Source organism: Qipengyuania pelagi, assembly GCF_009827295.1.
Lineage (GTDB): Bacteria > Pseudomonadota > Alphaproteobacteria > Sphingomonadales > Sphingomonadaceae > Qipengyuania > Qipengyuania pelagi.
Genome location: NZ_WTYD01000002.1, coordinates 1 through 16,564 on the forward strand (window position 1 = coordinate 1; position 16,564 = coordinate 16,564).

Here is a 16,564-nt window from a genome sequence, read left to right on the forward strand (position 1 = left end):
ATCGGTCCGATTCTGTTCATCCCGGGAAGGTCACAAGCTGGCTATGAATGCAAAAGTCATCACGAATTTCCAGCTTGGCAGCCGCGAATCCTCTTCGGCGCCGGATGTCTTGCCCCTGGCTAAAGAGCATGCGCTGCAATCCGCCGGAGCCGCTTTCCATGCGCTCGCCGACACCATGCCGCAGATGGTATGGTCGACTCTTCCCGACGGCTCCCACGATTATTACAATGCGCGCTGGTATGAATTCACGGGTGTCCCTGTCGGATCAACCGACGGCGAAGGATGGGCCGGGATGTTCCATGAGGATGACCAGGCCGACTCATGGAAGAAATGGAATCACAGCCTCGCTACCGGCGAACCGTACGAGGTTGAATATCGCCTGCGGCATCACAGCGGTGATTATCGCTGGATGATCGGTCGTGCGCTGCCGATCCTCAACGAGCAGGGTGATATCCAGCGCTGGATCGGCACTTGCACGGATATCGACGAGCAGAAGCGCACCGCCCTCCAAAACGAAATCCTGAGCCAGGAGCTCAGCCATCGCATCAAGAACATCTTCGCGATTGTTTCCGGTTTGATCAGCCTGACTGCGCGCGCAAATGAAGCGTTCGGCGAAGCGTCGCGCGACTTGCTAGGCCGGATTTCCGCGCTGGGGCGCGCGCACGAATTCGTCCGGCCGCACAGTGAAAAGTCCCAGCCCGAGGGCAAAGAAGTGACCCTCGCCACGCTGCTTGCGACGATCTTCGAGACCTATCCTGCCTTTTCCGAAAGAAGGATTGCTATTTCCGGCCCCGATATCGCGGTCGAAAGCCGCGCCGCCACGCCGGTTGCATTGGTGTTCCACGAGCTGGCTACCAACGCGATGAAGTACGGAGCTCTGTCCAATCCCGAGGGAAGGATTTCGCTGGACCTTTCAACCGAGGACGAGATGGTCCGCTTCCGCTGGAGGGAACACGGAGCTCACATCGACAAGGCGAGTGAGCCTCAAACGGGTTTCGGAAGTCGCCTCATCGAGTTGGCCGTGAAGCAACAGCTAGGAGGCAATTACGAGAGAACCTGGCATGACGATGGCGTTGAACTCGTCATGGATGTCCGAAAAAGCAGGTTGCAGGAGCCTAGTTAAAGAAGAGCCTAAGACGGGCTGGCGGATCGATTTTTTCGCCCTTCCGGACCGCAATGACATAGTCGAGAACCTGCTTGAGAATGCTAAGATCGACCGGTTTTTCCAGCGCGCCCAGCGTTCCGCTCACCCCTTCGCCGAGTTGTGCGGGATTGGCGGTTACGAAAATAACCTCGATCCCGAAATCCGCAGCAAGCTTCTCGCCGATCCTCGGACCAGTGGCTCCATCGGCCAGATTGACATCGACGAGCGCCACATCGATCGCGTCTGAAGCCTTTGCCAATGCCGATTGCATGTCGTCGGCTATGCCTGCGGATTCATGACCGAGATCGTGAACCACCGCCTCCATTTCGACAGCTATGAGGAATTCGTCTTCGACAATCAGAATGGTGGTCGGCATGGAAAGCTATCAAAAGTTAAATGACGAGGCTCTGTAGTGAGGGGACGGACAGGGCGCATATTCGTTCCCTCGCCTCGTCGCATCCGGCTTCGATCGAAATAGCTTCAAGACGCGCACCCGTTCCGACGGCATAGCTTCACTATCGGGCGCCAGGACCACGACCAAAGAGCGTATCTATGATGGGGCATTCCGGAACATCACCGCCTTCGCAGCGGGCTGATACATCGGCTAGCGTGCGCTCCAACCTAGTCAAATCAGCAATTTTAGCTCGCACGCTGGCCAGATGGTTATTGGTCAGATCCCGAACCTCGCCGCAGCTGTAGGGGTGCGAATCAACGAGGCTGAGCAGGCTTTTGAGCTCCTCGATCGAAAAACCCAGATCGCGGCCGCGCAAGATAAAGCCGAGCCGCGCCTGGTCGCCGGGTGGATAGAGCCTGTGCCCGCTTGCCGTACGCTCGGGAGGCTGAAGCAGACCGATGTTCTCGTAGTAGCGGATTGTCTCAAGGTTGCAGCCCGACCGTCTGGCCAGTTCTCCCCGTTTGATCACTTGCGATGCTGTCATGAGCCATATGCCAATTAGTGCTTGAACCTGTAGTTACTACAGGGAGTACATTGGTTTCCATGGTCGATCAAATGCACAAGAACGCGCAGCGCTTATGGGCGAGCGGCGGGACGCTCGGCGCGATACTCGCCTCGTCCTGCTGTATTGCCCCGCTGTTATTGCTGAGCCTTGGCATCAGCGGCGCGTGGATCGGCAATCTCACTGCGCTCGAACCGTACAAATGGGTATTTATCGCCATTGCGGTTGTCTTTTTGGCCCTTGGATTCCGGCACGTCTATTTTCGGCAAGCCGAACCTTGCGAAGACGGAACATATTGCGCGCGGCCCGGAGCAAACCTGCTCGTCAAAAGCTCCCTGTGGCTGGCGACCGTATTGGTCGCTGCCTCGTCCACGGTCGAGTGGTGGGCGCCGCAATTCTACTAGGAGTTCGAAAGATGAAGAAGACGATGATCGTCGCAGTTGCGATACTGGGACTGGCCGGAGCGGGTATCTGGGCAGCGACCTTGTTTCCGCCAAACTCCGACGAACGGGTTCAACAAAATTCCGCGCATCTGCAATCGGCAAGTTTTGCGGTCGAGAATATGACCTGCGCGACCTGCCCGATAACGGTTCGGCGCGCGATGGAAGGCGTGGCAGGCGTGCACGAGGTGACTATCGATTACGAGACCAGGACGGCGACTGCGCAGTTCGATCCTGAGCGAACAACCACAAGCGCGATCGCCGCGGCGTCGACCGAGGCCGGATATCCGGCGATCCTTTCAGAGAGCGCGCTATGATCGAACTGAAGTCCGAGATCACATGCCCTACTTGCGGGTACAAAAAGCTCGAAAGAATGCCGACGGATGCCTGCTGGTTTTTCTACGATTGCAATGGTTGCGGTGTGAAACTCCGCCCCAATGCGGGCGATTGCTGCGTCTTCTGCTCATTCGGCACCATCCCCTGCCCGCCAATCCAGGAAACGCGTGCCGATGGCACGGGCACCACATGTTGCGGAGGACGATAAGATGAGTACGCGAAACTTCGATCTTATAGTGCTGGGTGTTGGTATGGCGGCCGTAAATGCCGCCAACAAATGCGCCTCAGCCGGTTGGTCGGTCGCGGTGGTCGACGAACTGCCTTATGGCGGCACCTGCGCCCTGCGCGGCTGCGATCCGAAGAAAATGCTCCGCCGCGGGGCGGAAATCATCGACGCAGCGCGGCTCATGCACGGCAAGGGCATCGAACCGAACGACATCGCCATCAACTGGCCCGATCTGGTCGCCTTCACGCAGACGTTCACCGACAAAATGCCCGGTCGGATCGAAAACGGTCTGGAGAGCAACGGCGTCACTACCCTTCACGGGAAAGCGCGCTTCGTCGGCGAAGATACCGTCGAAATCGACGGCGAGGGGCAGTTTCAGGCAAACCATTTCCTGATCGCAACGGGTGCCAAGCCGCGGACGATAGATGTTCCCGGCTCCGAACACCTTACCGACAGCACCGAGTTCATGCGGCTCGATGCGCTGCCCGAACGCATCCTGTTCATCGGCGGCGGCTTCATCTCGTTCGAGTTTGGCCATATCGCAGCACGCGCCGGCAGCGAGGTGTGCATGATCGATCGCGGCGAGAGACCGCTTAAAGGTTTCGATGCCGATCTTGTTGAAAGACTCGTCGCGCGAGGCGAGGAAGTCGGCGTCCAACTGCGACGGCGCACGTCACTCAAATCCATCAAGAAGGACGGGACGGACTTTCTTGTCACGGTAGAAACGGGTAGCGAAACGAAAGATTTGCGCGCCGATCTCGTCGTCCAAGGCGCGGGCCGCGTCGCGGCAATTGATCAGCTCGATCTGGCCGCAGCCAATGTCGAGGCAGGTGACAAGGGCGTTGCGGTCAACGCCTACCTGCAAAGCACGTCCAACCCGAAAATCTACGCTGCCGGGGATGCCGCCGATACGCAGGGTGCCCCGCTTACGCCTGTCGCGGTTTTCGAGGGCAAGGTAGCTGCGTCCAATATGCTCAAGGGCAACCGGACCAAGCCGGATTATTCGGGAGTTCCGAGCGCTGTATTTACCGTACCGGAGCTAACCCGCGTTGGCATGCTCGAACAGGATGCACGAGAGGCCGGGCACGATATCCGCGTCGTCGAGAATGACACCGGCGACTGGTATTCCAACCTTCGCGTTGGCGAAAGCTGCGCTGCAACCAAGGTTATAATCGATAAGGACAGCGACACTATCCTGGGCGCCCATCTGCTCGGACCCGAATATGGCGAAATCATTAATTTCTTCGGTTTGGCCATCCGACTTGGACTGACAACAAGCGATCTCAAGAAAATGGTATCGGTGTATCCGAGCGTGGGCTCCGATCTTGGCTCCATGCTATCGTAGTTGCGCCTCGCTTGGTCCAGTAAAGCCATCAACCGGGTAATCCCGTTTGCGATCGACAGTCGAAATCTCGATAGAGGTCAGATGATGACCTTTCTCGCATATCTCGGTGCTGCAATTGCTGAAATTGCGGGCTGTTTCGCTTTCTGGGCGTGGTTGCGTATGGACAAGTCGGCTTGGTGGCTCGTTCCGGGCGTGGCTTCACTCGTCCTTTTTGCCTATTTGCTAACGCTGGTCGATGCCGAGCATGCAGGTCGAACTTATGCTGCCTACGGCGGGGTCTACATTCTGTCCGCGCTTTTGTGGCTTTGGATCGCAGAAGGCGTGAAGCCCGATCGGTGGGACACTCTGGGCGTGGCGATCTGCCTTGTAGGCGCCGGCGTCATCTTGCTCGCCCCCAGACCGGTATGAGGCACATCCGCATCAAGCCAACGGGAATATACCACGCGTCCGATTGGCGATCGCTACCAGCGACAACATGACAGGCACTTCTACGAGGACGCCTACCACCGTAGCCAAAGCAGCTCCGCTCCCTAGGCCGAACAGGCCGATCGCAACCGCCACCGCCAGTTCGAAAAAATTGGACGTGCCGATAAGAGCGCAGGGCGCGGCTACTGCGTGCGGGACCTTCCACGCTTTGGCCCAGCCATAAGCGATGAAGAAGATGCCGTAGCTTTGGACAACAATGGGCGCTGCAATCAGCGCGATCAACAGCGGTCGGGCGACAATGGTTTCCGCCTGGAAGCCGAACAGCAGCAACACCGTCAGCAGCAGGCCGATGATCGAGAGCGGCTTCATGCGCCCCGTGAATTCGGACACCGCCGCTTCATCGCCGCCATGGGTCGCGAGAAGCCGATGCCGCACAATGGCACCGGCTGCGAGCGGCACGACCACATAGAGCGCGACCGAGAGCAGCAGCGTCTCCCACGGGACCGCAATGTCGGTCACGCCCAGCAGCAGCGCGACAATGGGCGCGAAGGCCACGATCATGATGAGATCATTCGCCGCGACTTGCACCAGCGTATAGGCAGGATCGCCCCTGGTGAGCTGCGACCATACGAAGACCATCGCGGTGCAAGGGGCCGCACCCAGCAGGATCAGCCCGGCGATGTATTGCTGGGCATCGGCAGGCGCGATCAGGTCGGCAAAGACGACCTCGAAGAACAACACGCCAAGTGCAGCCATCGTGAAAGGCTTGATGAACCAGTTCACTACCAGCGTGATGATCAGGCCCTTTGGCTTGTCACCGACGCGACGCACCGCGCCGAAATCGACCGCCACCATCATCGGGAATATCATCGCCCAGATCAGTACTGCGACGACAAGATTGACCGAGGCGTATTCGATGCCCGCTAGCGAGGCGAATAGCTCTGGCGCTGCATTGCCGAGCGCAATCCCGGCGAGGATCGCGCCGCCGACCCAGACCGAAAGCCATTTCTCGAACAGGCCTAGCCCCGCCGCGCGGGCGTCCATGTCAGCAGCTGCAGCGGTCATTGTTCATCCGCCTCGTGGCCAACAGCCTGCAACTCAGGCAGCATCGAGCCGTCTTACGTCCTGTTGGCGCACGTCGCGCACCTCGTTGATGCCGCGTCGCACTTCCATCAGCGGGTTATAGGCTGCCGACGCCTCATTGGTCGGATCAAACAGAAGCGTGCGACTGAACCGGGAGCGGAAGCCTGCGGTCAGCTCCCAGTTCTCGCCCTTGATATCATGCACGATCGCCGAGTGGGGCCAGGTCAGCAGCGTCGGGACGACAAGGCCTACACCTTTGCCGCTGCGCGTCGGTGCGAAGCAGAGCACATGTTCGGGCCCGTCGTGACGAAGATAGAGATTGGCATGCTGGCCGATAATGACGCCCTTGCCTGCCAGAAGGCCCACGCGTGATATTTCGGAACGGGTCGCCCAGCGCGCCGAGCCATAGGTCGCGCTGTTCCTGATCTCTCGGGCGCGCCAGACCGACATGCCGATCGCGACCGCCACCGACACGAGACCGCCCGATGCGGCAATCATTCCGCCGATCTCGAAGATGCGCGGCGCATAGGCTTCGTAGCTGAACCACCACCAGAAGATGGCATAAGGCGGATAGACGGGCGCTCCGGAGACACTGAACCACGGCGCGCCCAATTGTGCTTGATAGCCGAGCGCGTGCGCCGTCCATTGAGTACCCGCCCACACACCTGCGAGCGTGAGAGCAAAGACGACGAGTATCTGACCCCACAATATCCGGGTTGCCGACAAGGCTGGCTCCTTTCGTGAAGGACAGCACGGCGGCTTTGCATTGCATATTCAAGTCGGAAGCTGCGTGATCGCAGGTTGGCGTAGCAAAAGCGGCGTACGGCTAGATTGCTTCCCGACTATAGTCCGGGTTACCGGACCAGGTCAGGCGGTACATCGCCCCTTGCGCGACCGATTGCACGACGTTGGGCCACAGGGCCGCGATGCAAGTTCCATCCGCATGGCGCACAGAGGGATAGATAATGCCGTTATGACCGGCTGCGCGTGCCTGCGCCGCTAGAGCATTGCCGACAGGATAGCCTTTCGTCTTGTCCGGATCGAGGGCCGGGTGTCCGGGCTGCTCGCGCAAATCGATGAAGACGCCCGCCATGCTGGCAATCATCTCGCCATATTCGACAACGGCATCGAAATCGCCGGCATCGGCGAGCGCCTGTGTCAGGTGATGGCCGACCTCGGCAATACAGGTCTCGACATCGAGCGCGGCATACCATGCGCCGCGGTTCGCGGGGTTGAAGCGATTGGGCTCGCGCGGTTTGGCGTAGGCAAAGCTCGCATTGATGAACCTGGCATGCGGCACGCCGTGAACCAGTTCGTCGGCTGTCAGCCCGCCAAACCCGCGCTCTTCGGCGATCAGGCGCGAACTCGTCGCCCCCTCGATTTCAGCGAGCAGCGCAAGCTCGGCATCACTGTCGGCAAGTGGAGCCATGACCGCTTCGCGCAAGCGCGCGCTGGAAACGAGCCGGACAGTCCGCTCGAACGCTTCGCGGATCTGCGGCGGCTCGCCTGCCTCCTCAGAGCCCGCCACGAAGCGCGTCGATATATTGTCTGGTCTCCAGCATGCGCGGAATGCCGCCTTCGATCATCGCCCCGATGGGCGAGCGGCGATCAAACAACGGGGCCCTGTTTTCGAGCTTTGGCCAGCGATCGGCCATGTCGTTGGCGAACAGCAGATGCAGTCCCTTGAACAGACCGATCAGCGCCGACGCGCGGGTCAGCTGGTCCTGACCGAGCGAGCCCTCCCAGGTTCCGGCTTTCATCCGGTCCCAGGTACTTTCGGACACGCCGAGCAGCGCAGCGCCCTCAGCGTTGCTCGCACCCCAGGCCTCGATGAGGCGCAGCACGGCCTTTACCGCAGCGCTGGTGAGGCGGCTGCGATCACCGTCGCTTGCAAAGGTCTGAAGCCCCGGGGGAGCTTCGGCATGCTGAATCGCTGCACTTACCATATCGCATCTCCTGATGCGTTTATAAGCATCATATGGTGCGTTTGTCAAGATTTCCGTTATGATGCCGGTGCTCCTCAAACCGCCGGACCGCGCGAACGCGCAAAGTTCCAGTCGACACCGCCTCGCACATGGACCTTGCCAGCGACTTCTTTTCCAAGATGCCGCTCGAGGTCTTGCCTCCAGGGCACGAGCTGGAAACCCACTCCGTCATCGATCATGGCGAAGCGACCCGACGCCAGCGAAATGCGCTCGCGGTAGATGCCGGAAATGTGATCACCTTCCGTTACCGGATTTGCCAGACGACCATGACGCGCAGCCAGCGCTTTACCTGCCGCGTCCAGTTCCTGCTTGCGGAGCGTTCCGAGCAGGTTGCGCACCAAGGTCACGCTCCTACCATGTCGCTTCGCAAGACCTTGATCGACGAGCCAGTCACGGCGCTCGTCAAGAGCCTTCCGGACTTCATTGCCGAAGCCGCCTCCCAGCGACGCGGCTCGTGCCGACAGCAGCTGCCGGTCGAGCCAGGTCGCCCCGCGCGCGTCAATCTGCCGCTCGAGCGGCAGGTCCGAACGCACCAGCAGGCTGCTGCGCCGTCGCCCGTTGCGGTCGGTCCATTCGCCTGTCTCGACGATTGCGCCGGGTGCTGCATCGCTTGTCTGGTCCAGATCGGGAAAACGCAGATAATGCGCACGCCCGTCCACTCCTTCGACGATCGCATAAGCCTCGCCTGTCAGCTCGTTATGGAAACCGCGCTCGACCAACCTGCCGATGACTCGGCGGTTCTCGTCTTCGCCATGCAGCGCGAAGGCTGCAGGGGCAACTTGTACGCCCCGTTCACTCATCGCCTTGTGCAAGGTCTTGATGATGTCGCCGCGCTCGCCAAGCGCGCGCAAGGTCGGTTCGAGATCTGCGGCCAAGGTCCAGCGCGCCGCCCCGATCCGCTCGGCCAATCCCATGCGTTCGAGCGTTCGTGCGCGGCCGATAAGGAATGCGCGGTTGCTGCGGCGTGTCGCATCGACTTCGGGGGACAAATCGACCACGCCGAGATCGTCGCGTTGCTTTTGCAGCCGGCGGTCGAGTGAGGTCCAGCGCTCGGCATCGACCTCGCGGCGAAGCGCTAGCTGAATATCGCGCTCGCTGCGCGGCCCGAGTTCGATAGTGACGCGCTCCTGGGCACGGGCACGCATGCCTTCGCTGATATAAGAGCGATCGATCACCAGATCCCTGCCGTCCGAGGCAACTCCGCGGACCAGAACATGGACGTGCGGGTTATCGGTATTCCAGTGATCGACCGCTACCCAGTCGAGGCTGGTGTCGAGGTCGCTCGCCATATCTTCAAGCAGTTCGCGCGTGAAAGCGCGCAGGTCAGCCATCTCGCTCGCGTCTTCCGGCGACACGATGAAGCGGAAGTGATGCCGGTCGTCTTCGCAGGCCGTTGAAGCAGGTCACACGGTGGAATTCGCTGTCCTTGGCGGTGTAGCCGTTCTCGTCCTTGTAGGTCTTGCCGTCCTTGTCGCGTGCAGGACGATCGGTGACGACAGTGATCCCGGTAACGCTGGTTCCGCCCTTGGTTTCGCGGGTGTCCGGATCGCGGGCGATACGGCCGGTGAGGATTGCGATATTGGTCATGAGATAAGTTCCTTCAGTTCCTCAAACCGGAGACCATCTCCGGCTTGCGAACATCCAGAAGAAGCAGGGCATGGGAGGACTGCACCGCAGGCCTGAAGGGCCGAAGGGAAACCTGTTCATGACGGGGGGTGCGGGCAGGCGGCGAAGCCGCCAACACGGCCGGAAAGGAACGGGTTGCGGCTCCTCAGCTGACCTGGTTCAGGACTGTTCGCGAAGAAAGCCGGATGGGTATCGGGTGCGGGTCTGAAGGTGCCAAGACCCTGCTGCAATCAGCTTACCTCATTGCCTTCCGATACCGCCAGGAGATCCATGAAGTTGCGGGCTGCTTCCCGGTCTTCCTCGTTCTCGAAGGCCACGTCGAGGTCGGGGGCAGACCCGAGCAGGTAGAGCATGGCCCACAGGGCAAAGCGTTTTCCCCGGTCCTGCTCCAGACCGAGATCGACCTGGCATCGCTCGATCCCCGAGGCCAAGGTTTCTGCGCCAACCGCTCCAGGATCGGCAGTGCCAAAATAGCGCATGAGAAGCGTATCGAGGTCCATCGCACTCTTTTCGGATCATCGGTCGGGCCGCGGCGAGGAAGGCCAGCATTCGTGGCCCGGTCAAGCGTCGCTCAATCAGCGGTGGGTTGCTCGCGAAGCCGCCGGGCGCGCTCGACGAAGTGCTCCATCTGGGTGGCGGCATGCAGGGTAAGCGGATGCGGCTTCGCATCGGCACGAGGGGATATGAATTCCGCGATTTCTTCGATTGCTGCAAGCTGATCGGCGCTGGCCTTCGACAGAAGGCCGAGCACCATGTTCTCAAGGGCGATCACCCTGATGCGCAATTGGATGATCTCGGCATCGGAAAGTGGCGGAATATCCCATTTCTCGCAGTCGGCAGCGAGCGCTTCCTGCGGCCCGCAGGGCAATGCCCCGCCTTCGTCTTCCCAGCGCGACAGCGCCCCGGCTTTTCCCGTTTCCGACATATGCGGTTCCTTTCATAACCAACGAGGCGATCGTCTGCACGCTGCTCACATAACACAAAGCCCTACCGGGATGCGCTTGGCACGGCGACAGCGAAGCCGGGCAAACGGAACCCCGCGCGTCGGGTTGGTCTTCACGCGTGGTTCCTGAACGACCCCTTGGGGGCACCTGCGACCCGCAGGGCGTCGGGGGGAGGCGGGGCCGTCCTTTCCTGATCTTGCGTTGTTCGTTGCGATTTCTTGCCGAGGATATCTCCTGAATTGCCGGGTCACCGGGAAACGCGTCCGATCACATACCTTCCATGTCGTGATCGGCCATCGAGGACATGTCATGGCCCGTATGGGGATCGGCGGGCGGAGTCGCCTCGCTCGCGGGTTGCGGGCGCGTTGCTGGCGCGGCGGGTGTGGCAGTTGCGCGTGAAGCGGGCGAGGCGGCGCGCCGTGAGGCGGGCGTGGCGGCATCATCTGCCGAAGTAGCGTCCTGCCGCGCAGTCGCTGCCTCACCTTCGGAGGGAGAGGCTGCCGGGTCTGCAAGACCCGCTTCAGGTGCCGTACCAGCCACCACCGCAGCTTCGCCCATAGTCGAAACCTCGGTGATCGGTGTGCTCTCCTGCGCCTCGTCGCAGGCAGCAAGAGCGGACATCAAGGGCGAGATCGCGAGAAACCCGATCGCTACATTCAATCTGGAAGTACGCATGCTCTTCAACTCCTTCAGAGCCAGGAAATACCGAGGTGGTTCGCCCCATGCGCGAGCTCGCCGCCAAGGAAGCCTTGGATGAGAACGAGCGCCGCCATGGAGAAGATCGACGCGCGCAACCAGGCGCGGCTCTGGCTCGGCCTGCTCGCGAGATAGGCCATCGCAATACCGAGAACCGCGATCAGCATACCGTTCCATCGATGCACCTGCATGACAGTGTCGCCGCCGAACCACAGCCCGGTGTGAATCCATCCGAACAGGACTGCGACCACCGCGCCGATGGCCCCGCCGTAGGCAAGCACGCGCACCGCACTTTCCAGGCCCGCTCCTTTCCGGCGCATCACGAACAATTCGGTGGCCGCAGCCATGAGAAACAAGGCGATCGGGAAATGGATCGTTGCCGGATGCAGCTTCTTCAGTACGGCCATGACGCCGGCTTCGCCCTCATCCGCATGGCCAACGGCCTCGTCATGACCTCCGCCCGCTTCATCGTGCGCGCCAGAGGATTCGCCAGCATCCGCAGTCTCACCCATCTGCGCCATGGCCGCCTGGTCGTGCGCATCGCCATTGGTGGCAGCAGGCGCGGCGCTCGCCTCTTCGCCATGTTTTTCGTCGCCATGAGCATGAACGGGTCCGACGAAGAGCAGGCTTGCGACGAGCAGCGCCAAGAATGAGGGGGCTTTCATGTCTCGTATGTCTCCCGACCCTGCAGTTAAAGTGCGACCTATGTGCCTGATACGCACCGCAGCCGCCTGCCCCTCACATTAATTTGATGGTATTGGCGCGACAGATGTGCGTCCGCCGTATCACGTCTGATGGCGGCACCATCGCGATTGTCGAACGCAGTCGGCTCCTGGCCCCGTTCGGCCTGGCGCACGGGTTAAGGCGTTCGCCCACGCGCATTAGCCCCATGGGCTCAGGCGAGTTTGCTCTTCTTTGTGCGACGACGCAGCCGCGGCATCCGGTTCGCAAGCAGGACGAAACCCGACAGGGCTATGATCGTGCCGCCAATGCCGAACAGCAGAAGCCACCAACTGTTGATGCGATCGCGCTCGGTCCAGTCCATGATGTGCAGGCCCCAGATGAAATCGAACAGGCGCCAAGTATCACTACGCGCCGCCCCGAGCGTGCCGCTGGCGGCATCGATGTAGAGGCGCGTCGAAGCCTCGTCAGCATAGGTGACCTGCCAGGCCGGAAAAGGGCCGCGAAACTCGGTCCCCACCGGTTCGTGAACGAGCCGCGCGCCTTCGATCGTCGTGCGCGGTCCGGTCCATGCGCGCAACGCGATGGATCTTGCCGTCGGAGCCGAGATGGGGGAGAGTTTGCGCCCTGTCACCGGATCGTGAAGGCTCACGCTACCGTCGACCTTTCGGACCTCGGTCACGGCATCGCCGTCGAGCGAACGCGTCGACACCGCCGCAAGAGTACCGTCGTTTGCGACCCAGGCCGGGAGCGGGGCATCGGCAGGCAGCGCCTCTTGTTCACGCGAAACGACATGTTCGGAGCGAACTTCTTCCAGGTTGAGAAACGACATGAGGGCGCCGGTTCCCATCCACAAGAGAACCTGGACACCGACGAAAATCGCCAGCCATTTGTGGATCTTGCTGCCGAGCACATGCAGGCGCAGCTTCAGCGACGGCGTTGCCAACCGGTGCTACCTCTTCGAAAGCCGTAATCAGTTGCGCAGCGCGCGCGACGAGGAATGGTACTGGACGATTCTCCACCCGTCCGCATCGTGAGCAAGCACCGATGTCGCCACGCCGTCGCGCTCGATCACCCGGCCATCGCTAAGTTCGATGCGATAGCCATACGTCTCATAGGCATGGGCCATGTGCCCCATCCGGGTGACGGTCAGCGTGGGGTCGGTAAAGGTGAAGCTCACAATCGCGTCGAGCTCGGGGCCCAAATGGTGCTCCATGTAATTGGCAAAGCTTCCTTCCGCCTTGCCATTCTCGAAGATCGCCGAGTCCTCGGCGAAGAGCGCGCGCATTGCCTGCGCGTCGCGCGCTTCAAGAGCGGTGCGATAGGCCTTGAGGGTTTCTTCAGCGCCCGCGACATCCTCCGCCGAGGCGTCCATCGCGTGCATCTGATGGTTCGCATGAGAAGAGTGGTCCATCTGCTGCGCGAAGGCTGGCAGCGGTATCAGCGCGGCAACAAACGCAGTCGCCGCGATGCGCGTCAAAGTCTTGGTCATGGAAGTTTTATCCTTTTTGAGATTTCAGAACCAGAATCGCACACCGACGACATAATTGGTGACGCTCGGATCCTCTCCGGCGGCCCGCGCAAAATCCGCGCTGTCGCCGATGCGCCATTCTTGCGAAACGCCGACATAGGGTGCGAATTCGCGCGCGAACTCGTAGCGAAGACGCAGGCCCGCCTCGATCCGATCGAGCCCGGCACCGATGCCCAGCTCGGGAATGTCCTGCGCAGAAAGCGCGAGTTCGGCTCTGGGCTGGAGGATCAACCGCTGCGTGATGCGCTGGTCGAGTTCGCCCTCGATCCGCGCGGTCACATCGCCCTTGGTGGACACGAAGGCCGCAGCATCGACCTCGAAACGGTACGGCATGAGACCCTGTATGCCGATAACCGCGTGCGTGCGCTCCGGACCGGTGAGGTCCTGGCGAACACCCGCCTGGAAATCGAAGAAGGGCGCAATGGCGCGGCTCCAGAGCGCCTGGACCTCGGCGCCTTCTATGGGTTCGCCAAAGCTGCCCTCACCCTCGGACTTGAACCAGAATTTGTCGATGTCGCCGCCATAATATCCCTGGATGTCCCACAGATATCCATCCTTCCCCTCGCGGGCGCGGTATTCGAGCCGGTCGCCCTGAAACCAGAAGCGCATTCCTCCGTCAGTCTCGCGGACAAGCTCGCGGCGCGCTTCGTTCATGGCTTCCTCGCCCCAGATGGCGACCGCCGCGCGCGCTGGGCCGCTCCCGGCTTCGGGGGGAGGCGGCAGCAGCGGGATATCATCGTCCGCGCCCATCTGCATCGCCGAATGGTCCATGCCCTGCATGTCCTGCGAAGGCGTCTGCCCATGGTTCATCTGGCTGTGATCCATCTGCCCATGGTCCATCGACGACCTGTCTGCGTTCGCCTGCCCCATCTCGCCGTGGTTCATCTGCGAATGATCCATCGCACCTTCGGCGGGCTTGCCCTGCGGCATCGAGCCGTGATCCATTCCGTCATGACTTTCGGGCGATGCCTGTGGACGGGCAGCGTCCATCGGCATTGTCATGCCAGAATGACCGTCCCGAGCGGTCATCGAACCATGATCCATGGTTGAATGATCCATCTCGGAGCGGTCCATGGCGGCTTCAGGCTGGGCAGCCGGTTCGCATGCTCCATCTGCAACCGGATGCCCCATTGCGCGATGGCGCTCGGCTTCTTGTTCGCACTTTGTCTTGGCGTCGGCCTGCGCCTCGACACTCTGCTGCGGTTCCGTCGGCGAATGACCGGCATGCTGCGCCGCCGCCGGGGAGGCGAGAACTGAGCCGGCTGCGACCGATGCGAGCAGGCTGACAATACGAATTTTCATGCTTCGCTCCCGTCGGGATTGGCGACCGTGACGATCTGAAACATCCCGGCATGCATGTGGTAGAGAAGGTGACAGTGGAAGGCCCAGTCGCCCGGCTCGTCCGCCGTCAGGTCGAACTGCGCGCTGCCACCCGGCTGCAGGATTACCGTGTGCTTGAGCGGTTGACGATCGGCCGGCGCGCCATTGACCAGCTCGAAGAAATGACCGTGCAAGTGAATGGGGTGCGCCATCATCGTGTCGTTGACGAGCTTCACGCGCACGCGCTCGTTATAGGCGAAACGGATCGGCTCGTCTGAGACGGCGGAGAACTTCTTGCCGTCGAACGACCACATGTAGCGCTCCATATTGCCGGTCAGATGAATTTCCATTCGCCGTGACGGCGTGCGGCCCTCGCGGTGCGGCGTCAGAGCGCGCAGCTTGCGATAGTCGAGCGTGCGATGCGGCACATCGGCGAGACCGACGCCGGGATCGCCCATACGGTCGACCGGGTTCATCGAGACCATGTCGAGACCGGGACCGACCTTCACATCGGGTGGCAGGAGCGAGGTATCGCGCATCTGCATGCCCGACATTCCGGCCATGCCTGCCATCTCGGATTGGCCGGACGAACCATGGTCCATCCCCGCCATGTCGCCGCCACTTCCATGGTCCATACCCGACATGCCGGCATCGCCAGACGAGCCGTGGTCCATGCCGCTCATGCCCATGTCGGCCATGGTCAGGAGCGGCGGATCGCGCAGCGGCGGAATGGCGGCGCGCGCGCCGGGTGCGCTCGCGAGTGTGGCAATACCCATGCCCGAGCGGTCCATCGACTCAGCGACCAGCGTGTAGGCCTGTTGCGCGCCCGGCGTCACGACGACGTCATAGGTCTCGGCCACGCCGATCTGGAACTCGTCGACCTCAACCGGCTCGACGTTCTGCCCGTCCGCCTGAACGATGGTCATCGGCAGGCCGGGAATGCGAATATTGAAGAAGGTCATGGCGCCGGCATTGATGAAGCGCAGCCGCACGCGTTCGCCCGGGCGGAAGAGGTATTCCAGATTGTCGAGCGGGCCATGGCCGTTCAGAAGATAGGTATAAGCCGCGCTCGACACGTCGAGGATGTCCGTCGGCATCATGCGCATTTTCGCCCACATCCGGCGATCCTCGCCCGAAAGCGGGTAATCGTCGGTCCAGGTGTTCTGGTTGTAGTTGAAGTAGCCTTCGCCCTTCTTGAGCTTGTCGAAAATCGTGTGGGGCGACATTTCGCTGAATTCGCTCAGCACCACGATATATTCGCGGTCGGCCTGGACCGGATCGGGTCCGGCGGGGTCGATCACGATCGCGCCGTAATGCCCGGCCTGTTCCTGCAGGCCGCTATGCGAGTGCCACCAGTAGGTACCCGACTGGCGAACCGGAAATTCGGCGGTGAAGGTCTCTCCCGGTTTGACGCCGGGAAAGCTCACGCCAGGCACTCCATCGAGCTGAAACGGCACGAGCAGACCGTGCCAGTGGATCGAGGTATCTTCCTCGAGCTGGTTATGGACATTGAGCCGGACGGTCGTGCCTTCCTGCAATCGCAACAGCGGACCGGGGATCGTGCCATTGACGGCGATCGCGCCGCCGCGCCTGTTGCCGGTCGCGAAGGCCGATCGGGCAACGGTGAGGTCGATATTGGGGCCGGATATCTCGTCCAGCCCCTTGCGGGCGTTACCTGCGAGGATGTCCGCGCCCCGTGCCCAGGCAGGCATCGCCCCGGCAAGGCCGAGCAGACCCATTCCTCCTGCTCCGGCTCCGAGAAACTTGCGTCGATTGACGGCGATCATAAAGGGCTCCTGACTTGGCGTTTACCGTTACTTACGCG

Annotated in this window: 20 protein-coding genes and 2 pseudogenes; 6 read left to right on the forward strand and 16 right to left on the reverse strand. The window is 61.4% G+C overall.

All coding sequences use genetic code 11. The annotated features are described in order from the left end of the window. The coding region (locus GRI47_RS10720) for a sensor histidine kinase (RefSeq protein ID WP_160661426.1) at positions 1 to 1,123 on the forward strand (1,123 nt) is incomplete at its 5' end. Here the strand turns inward: GRI47_RS10720 and GRI47_RS10725 are convergent. Beyond that, positions 1,116 to 1,520, reverse strand: a complete 405-nt coding sequence (locus GRI47_RS10725) for a response regulator (protein ID WP_010240358.1) — start codon at positions 1,518 to 1,520, stop codon at positions 1,116 to 1,118. The genes GRI47_RS10720 and GRI47_RS10725 overlap by 8 nt on opposite strands. A gap of 139 nt (positions 1,521 to 1,659) precedes the next feature. Next, positions 1,660 to 2,082: a MerR family transcriptional regulator gene (locus tag GRI47_RS10730; protein WP_010240361.1), complete on the reverse strand. Its 423-nt coding sequence runs from the start codon at positions 2,080 to 2,082 to the stop codon at positions 1,660 to 1,662. A 59-nt stretch (positions 2,083 to 2,141) separates the two neighbouring features. Between GRI47_RS10730 and GRI47_RS10735 the strand changes: the two genes are divergently transcribed. The 5 genes from GRI47_RS10735 to GRI47_RS10750 all read left to right on the forward strand — a co-directional run bounded on the left by GRI47_RS10735 (position 2,142) and on the right by GRI47_RS10750 (position 4,855). After that, positions 2,142 to 2,504, forward strand: coding sequence for a mercuric transporter MerT family protein (locus tag GRI47_RS10735; protein WP_010240364.1), 363 nt, complete (start codon positions 2,142 to 2,144; stop codon positions 2,502 to 2,504). 11 nt (positions 2,505 to 2,515) lie between these two features. Further along, the gene (locus GRI47_RS10740; protein WP_047819462.1) at positions 2,516 to 2,857 is read left to right on the forward strand and encodes a heavy-metal-associated domain-containing protein; all 342 of its coding nucleotides are present in this window, start codon (positions 2,516 to 2,518) and stop codon (positions 2,855 to 2,857) included. Further along, complete coding sequence (locus tag GRI47_RS15190) at positions 2,854 to 3,084, forward strand: GDCCVxC domain-containing (seleno)protein (protein ID WP_272916523.1); 231 nt, start codon at positions 2,854 to 2,856, stop codon at positions 3,082 to 3,084. The genes GRI47_RS10740 and GRI47_RS15190 overlap by 4 nt, the downstream gene beginning before the upstream one ends. Before the next feature lies 1 nt (position 3,085). After that, a complete protein-coding gene (locus tag GRI47_RS10745; RefSeq protein ID WP_054522829.1) occupies positions 3,086 to 4,447 on the forward strand; it encodes a dihydrolipoyl dehydrogenase family protein in 1,362 nt (453 codons plus the stop codon). Between the two features lie 81 nt (positions 4,448 to 4,528). Further along, entirely contained in the window at positions 4,529 to 4,855 is a 327-nt protein-coding gene (locus GRI47_RS10750) for a YnfA family protein (protein ID WP_054522830.1), read from the forward strand. Positions 4,856 to 4,867: 12 nt separating this feature from the next. Here GRI47_RS10750 and arsB read toward each other — a convergent pair whose 3' ends face one another. The 14 genes and pseudogenes from arsB to GRI47_RS10820 form a co-directional block, all read right to left on the reverse strand. Beyond that, positions 4,868 to 5,938 carry an ACR3 family arsenite efflux transporter gene (gene arsB, locus GRI47_RS10755; RefSeq protein ID WP_054522831.1) on the reverse strand — a complete coding sequence of 357 codons (1,071 nt, stop codon included), beginning with the start codon at positions 5,936 to 5,938 and terminating at the stop codon, positions 4,868 to 4,870. 66 nt (positions 5,939 to 6,004) lie between these two features. After that, positions 6,005 to 6,682: pseudogene (locus GRI47_RS10760) on the reverse strand (type IV secretory system conjugative DNA transfer family protein); the annotation flags it as partial. Between the two features lie 100 nt (positions 6,683 to 6,782). Next, positions 6,783 to 7,484, reverse strand: coding sequence for an RES family NAD+ phosphorylase (locus GRI47_RS10765; protein WP_054527877.1), 702 nt, complete (start codon positions 7,482 to 7,484; stop codon positions 6,783 to 6,785). Further along, on the reverse strand, positions 7,471 to 7,902 hold the full coding sequence (locus GRI47_RS10770; protein ID WP_067679896.1) for an antitoxin Xre-like helix-turn-helix domain-containing protein: 432 nt from the start codon (positions 7,900 to 7,902) through the stop codon (positions 7,471 to 7,473). The genes GRI47_RS10765 and GRI47_RS10770 overlap by 14 nt, the downstream gene beginning before the upstream one ends. Before the next feature lie 74 nt (positions 7,903 to 7,976). Beyond that, positions 7,977 to 9,272, reverse strand: a complete 1,296-nt coding sequence (locus tag GRI47_RS10775) for a DUF3363 domain-containing protein (RefSeq protein ID WP_160661427.1) — start codon at positions 9,270 to 9,272, stop codon at positions 7,977 to 7,979. A gap of 49 nt (positions 9,273 to 9,321) precedes the next feature. Next, positions 9,322 to 9,528: pseudogene (locus GRI47_RS10780) on the reverse strand (single-stranded DNA-binding protein); the annotation flags it as partial. A gap of 269 nt (positions 9,529 to 9,797) precedes the next feature. Beyond that, positions 9,798 to 10,067, reverse strand: coding sequence for a hypothetical protein (locus GRI47_RS10785; RefSeq protein ID WP_160661428.1), 270 nt, complete (start codon positions 10,065 to 10,067; stop codon positions 9,798 to 9,800). A 71-nt stretch (positions 10,068 to 10,138) separates the two neighbouring features. Continuing rightward, entirely contained in the window at positions 10,139 to 10,492 is a 354-nt protein-coding gene (locus GRI47_RS10790) for a hypothetical protein (RefSeq protein WP_010240464.1), read from the reverse strand. A gap of 286 nt (positions 10,493 to 10,778) precedes the next feature. Further along, positions 10,779 to 11,186, reverse strand: a complete 408-nt coding sequence (locus GRI47_RS10795; protein WP_039388607.1) for a hypothetical protein — start codon at positions 11,184 to 11,186, stop codon at positions 10,779 to 10,781. Between the two features lie 14 nt (positions 11,187 to 11,200). Then, positions 11,201 to 11,872, reverse strand: a complete 672-nt coding sequence (locus GRI47_RS10800) for a DUF2231 domain-containing protein (protein ID WP_160661845.1) — start codon at positions 11,870 to 11,872, stop codon at positions 11,201 to 11,203. 230 nt (positions 11,873 to 12,102) lie between these two features. After that, entirely contained in the window at positions 12,103 to 12,834 is a 732-nt protein-coding gene (locus tag GRI47_RS10805; protein ID WP_160661429.1) for a PepSY domain-containing protein, read from the reverse strand. A gap of 27 nt (positions 12,835 to 12,861) precedes the next feature. Then, complete coding sequence (locus GRI47_RS10810; RefSeq protein WP_160661430.1) at positions 12,862 to 13,380, reverse strand: YybH family protein; 519 nt, start codon at positions 13,378 to 13,380, stop codon at positions 12,862 to 12,864. A gap of 24 nt (positions 13,381 to 13,404) precedes the next feature. Beyond that, positions 13,405 to 14,721, reverse strand: coding sequence for a copper resistance protein B (locus GRI47_RS10815; protein ID WP_160661431.1), 1,317 nt, complete (start codon positions 14,719 to 14,721; stop codon positions 13,405 to 13,407). Further along, positions 14,718 to 16,526, reverse strand: a complete 1,809-nt coding sequence (locus tag GRI47_RS10820; RefSeq protein ID WP_160661432.1) for a copper resistance system multicopper oxidase — start codon at positions 16,524 to 16,526, stop codon at positions 14,718 to 14,720. The genes GRI47_RS10815 and GRI47_RS10820 overlap by 4 nt, the downstream gene beginning before the upstream one ends. Between the last annotated feature and the right edge of the window lie 38 nt (positions 16,527 to 16,564).